Annotated in this window: 3 protein-coding genes; all 3 read right to left on the bottom strand. The window is 56.8% G+C overall.

Annotated features, from left to right (window positions below; translation table 11 throughout):
• Positions 1-798: 798 nt before the first annotated feature.
• Positions 799-1212: a RidA family protein gene (locus GL286_RS21900; RefSeq protein WP_170295367.1), complete on the bottom strand. Its 414-nt coding sequence runs from the start codon at positions 1210-1212 to the stop codon at positions 799-801.
• Positions 1213-1843: 631 nt separating this feature from the next.
• Entirely contained in the window at positions 1844-2458 is a 615-nt protein-coding gene (locus tag GL286_RS21895; protein ID WP_155097680.1) for a calcium-binding protein, read from the bottom strand.
• Positions 2459-3656: 1198 nt separating this feature from the next.
• Positions 3657-3899, bottom strand: coding sequence for an SDR family oxidoreductase (locus GL286_RS21890; protein ID WP_155097679.1), 243 nt, complete (start codon positions 3897-3899; stop codon positions 3657-3659).
• Between the last annotated feature and the right edge of the window lie 94 nt (positions 3900-3993).

Genomic DNA, 3993 nt, shown 5'->3' with positions numbered 1-3993 from the left:
GGATCGGGCAGCTGCGTGATGGTAGTCAATGACATGTGGCGTATGCTTTCTCTGCTGAGAATTGACGGCGTCTTGAACACCGCCTTGATATGCCACCCTTCAGACCATCACCAACTTTCGCCCATTACTCGGCATGAAGGCGCCGTTTCTCACCGTGTAGGCATGGCGTCGCCCAGCCTGGTTTGATCCGCGCACATGACTTCGGCTGCCGTTTATTGGTCCAGTCCAACGCGCCCATCCGATATCCGGCGCGTCAACTCGCAGCTTGGCCAGTCAGTCGACATCAAACCGAGCATTTTCACTGCGAATTGTCTAAGCGAGCGATTCGACGAATGCTGCCCTGAGGCATGAGTAGGATCTGACGGGCGGCAATTGGCAGGGCCCTCACCATTCAAGAGTTAGGACGCCCGCATCAAGCAAGCCTGACAATTACGATCTGCCCCTGAAAGCGGCGGCGCCCAACCCGAGGGTTCCGTAAACCGCAAGATACTCTGCGGAGACATAACCCGAGATTTTTGGCGATGCCCCGCCCACCGGTGTGCGGCAGATACCTGAAAAAGATGAGCACGAATCGAAGAGAGTGACCGACCCTCAACACGTGGTCCGCACTTCGTCGATGGAACATACTGAATGCAGCACACGATGGCATCGACCGCGGCCAGTGATCTCGTACTGGGAGTAAATTTACTTTCAGCGCAGAGCATCAAGGATGAGGAAGGGATCACGGCGCCGTTTCACGACGGAATTCAAGGAACAGGCGGTCGACGACATACGGCAGAATGGTATCGCCAGTGACAGTCACTCCCGCAGTGCGGCAACAGCGCGAATTTCGACTTTGAGTTCTGGTCGGCTCAACCCGGATATTCCGATGATCGACCAGGCAGGATAAGGGCTTTTGATGAACCGTCGCTTCACCTCCATGAAGTCCGGAAGCGTACTCTCGATGTCGACATGGTAGCTGGTGACGTCGACAAGATCGGTAAGATCCAAGCCAGCTATCCTCAGAAGTTCCTCGATGCGCTTCAAGGCCCACTCCGTTTGGTCGGCAACTCCGTCAGCGGCACTCCCATCCGGACGGGCCCCGACCTGTCCGGATATGAACAGGAACCCTCCCGATTTAACAGCCGGCGAGAACCCGTATCGTTCAAAGGCTGTGCGATATCCTTCGAACATTTCGTTACCCGGCGGAATCTGTAGAACCTCGGATTTCATGGACTTGCCCTCTCTTGCTGATGTGAATGCCGTGAGCCGGAAACGATGTGTCTGCGAAGGCTATTGCTCGATGACCCTGACAGCAACCAAGCTTTACGGCGGCACAACTGAAGCAATACATACCCGCCCCCGAAGAACGACATGCATGTCCGCATCGCTGCGAACCCGTCGAGAATTTCGTTGCGTTACGGTCGGGCAACCGTTTCGAAGCAAGCCGCGGTACAGCAGTCGTCACGGACGGCCGTGCCATCGCATCCGTGGATCGGGACATCAGTCCTCTGCCAAGATTGCCAGTTTTACGCCACAGCAACTTGCTAGATGTCTCATGCAGCCATTCGCTCGTTGAACCACCGCTGAGCTGCCCTTATGTCTAGCCACTGGAGCCTATCGGGTGGTCTTTATAGTGGCAGCCCGACGTGGGCCAGCGTCCGAGTATGCCTGATCCCTATCGCGCCAGCAGGACGGGGTGCGCCACCAAGCCGCTGTCCTCGAACGGCACATTGGTCGTTCAAGATGCATTTCGATAGGACCGCACCGCCGATGCCCAATTATTCAAGGGCGACGGGGCAGGTAAAGCTTCGGCCACAGGCGGCGTCCGGGGGAGGCAAGCCTCCCCCGCCACGTTGAGACCTTACATATCAAATGTGAAATCCGACATCCCGAGATTTGAAAGCCGGAAGTCATCGATCACCACCGTCGTATTTTGCGATAGGGTCAGCATGACATCATCACCCACTTGCTTGGCGCCGTTGATGACTTGCTGCACCTGCACTCGGGAAAAGTCATCAAGCTCGATGCGATCAAGGCCGTTCTGAAAATCGGTGATGCGATCGCGACCATCGCCGCGCTCGAATTCGAACACATCGGCACCGGCGCCACCATTCAGGATATCATTGCCCTCGTCACTGTTAATCCGGTCATTGCCGCTGCCGCCAAACAAGCGATCATTACCCGAGCCGCCATCGAGTTCGTCGTTGCCGGTCCCGCCGAACAGACGATCCGCGCCGCTGCCGCCTTCCAGTTCGTCATGACCTTCGCCGCCCTCCAAAAGGTCGTTACCGCGACCACCTTCAAGCTCATCATTCCCGCCACCGCCACGGAGCCGATCGCTTCCGTCACCGCCTTCCAACTCGTCGTTTCCGATACCTCCGATCAACAGATCGTCGCCACTAAAACCGAGGATGCTGTCGTGGCCATTGGTGCCGGTGATGGTGTTCGCGCTATTATTACCACGGAAGATCGGCATTGAAGCTCTCCTTGAGAAATGTGATGCGGAATTGCGGGCGCGTTAGATTGAGCTACGCATTCCGCCAGGCAGGAGAGTTTTCGCACGAGTCTGCTGACGCCAGCCTGACCGTATCCGTCAGGGCAATGTCAGATTCAATGTTTTGATTGGCTGGATGCAGATGCCGCTGCCCGCGCTCGACCCAACGGCTCGACCATCGGCGGCAAGGTCCCGCGCTTCTGCCTGGGCTGCAAAAAGTTCGTTTAGGGTTGTTCGTCTGGCCGTCTTTGCGAACGGCGATGAGCGGCATTCGAAAGCCTTGATCAGCCGAAATGGGCCACAACCGTGACATCAGGGCGTACCGTGCTGCATTGGTGCTCACGATTTTGCTCGCAGCCAGTAGCTTTCCTTCACAGAACCGCTGCCAGCGTGTCATAGACGAGAGGCGTCATCTGACTGACGTTAAGGCGAACGAAACTCACTGCCGTTATCGACACTCCGAGCACGTTGCCCGGTGCTTTGGCGCACCTGACAATTCAGCGCTGCCCTTGCCAAATCCCGGGCGTTGATCCCATCTGGCAGACGACACCACAGATGGAAGCCACCGCGCGGTATGATAGATGGCTCAATGCCCAGGGGTGTCAGTCGTGCAGCCGCATCGCGACGGGAGCGGGTGAGCCGCGGTCGCGTTGCGGCAATGTGCTTGCCGTTGCTACCATCCGCGAGCGTGATCCAGACGACATCCGACACGATGGGGCGGGGACCGCCGAAATCGGTGGCAACCTGCAAATCCATCAGTGCCTCGATAATCTCTCAAGATTTAGCATCTGCAATGCTGCGAACGCACTGTCAGCATACCCGCCCAGCGAACCATACATGTTGCAAACGCGAAAGTTCACATGCCGCAGTCGCGAAGGTCCGCAAAGCTGCTTCCCGCTCGAGGATTTTGCTGCGGTAGGATTGAGCGACCGCTTCAACGCATTCGGCAGTGCGGCACTTGTCATGGCCGAGCGGCAGGTATGGCCGGGCCCAATCCTGTAAGCACCACGATTGCTCCGGAGCATCGTTATTGAAAAAATTTCTTCGAACTTTTCGCCGCAAAATGACTTCGCCTGAACATTTGCTCCGTACAAAGCCGTTCAATAGCTCGCCAAGCCGCCATCCGTTGCGTATGTACCTCCGATCAGGTTCGACGCCTTGTCCAACAGAAGGTAGAGCATCATCGCAATCTGCTCCCAAACCGTTGCCGGGCGATGATTGATGTCTGTGTCAGGCCAGAAATGCTGTCAGTCGTGATGCGCCCCATTTTAGGTGCGTATTCGACACTCATCGCGGCCGCCACCAGTATCCCGGCGCGCGCGATCATCGGCGTATCGGTCGCGACCATATTCACTGAATTCACCCGAATACCATAGGGTGCGTTATCGATCGCCTCATTCTTCGTCAGCCTGTTGATTTCCACCCAGAACTGAGCCGGAAAGTCGCCTAATTTTCACTGAGAATTGAGCCATGTGAACCTTCCCCCATAGCGGTGAGCGACGGGGCAACGGAGTGAT

The sequence above is a fragment of the Paracoccus aestuariivivens genome, from assembly GCF_009711225.1.
GTDB classification, from domain to species: domain Bacteria; phylum Pseudomonadota; class Alphaproteobacteria; order Rhodobacterales; family Rhodobacteraceae; genus Paracoccus; species Paracoccus aestuariivivens.
Note: the sequence above shows the minus strand (reverse complement) of the source record. Positions and strands in the feature narration are given on the sequence as shown.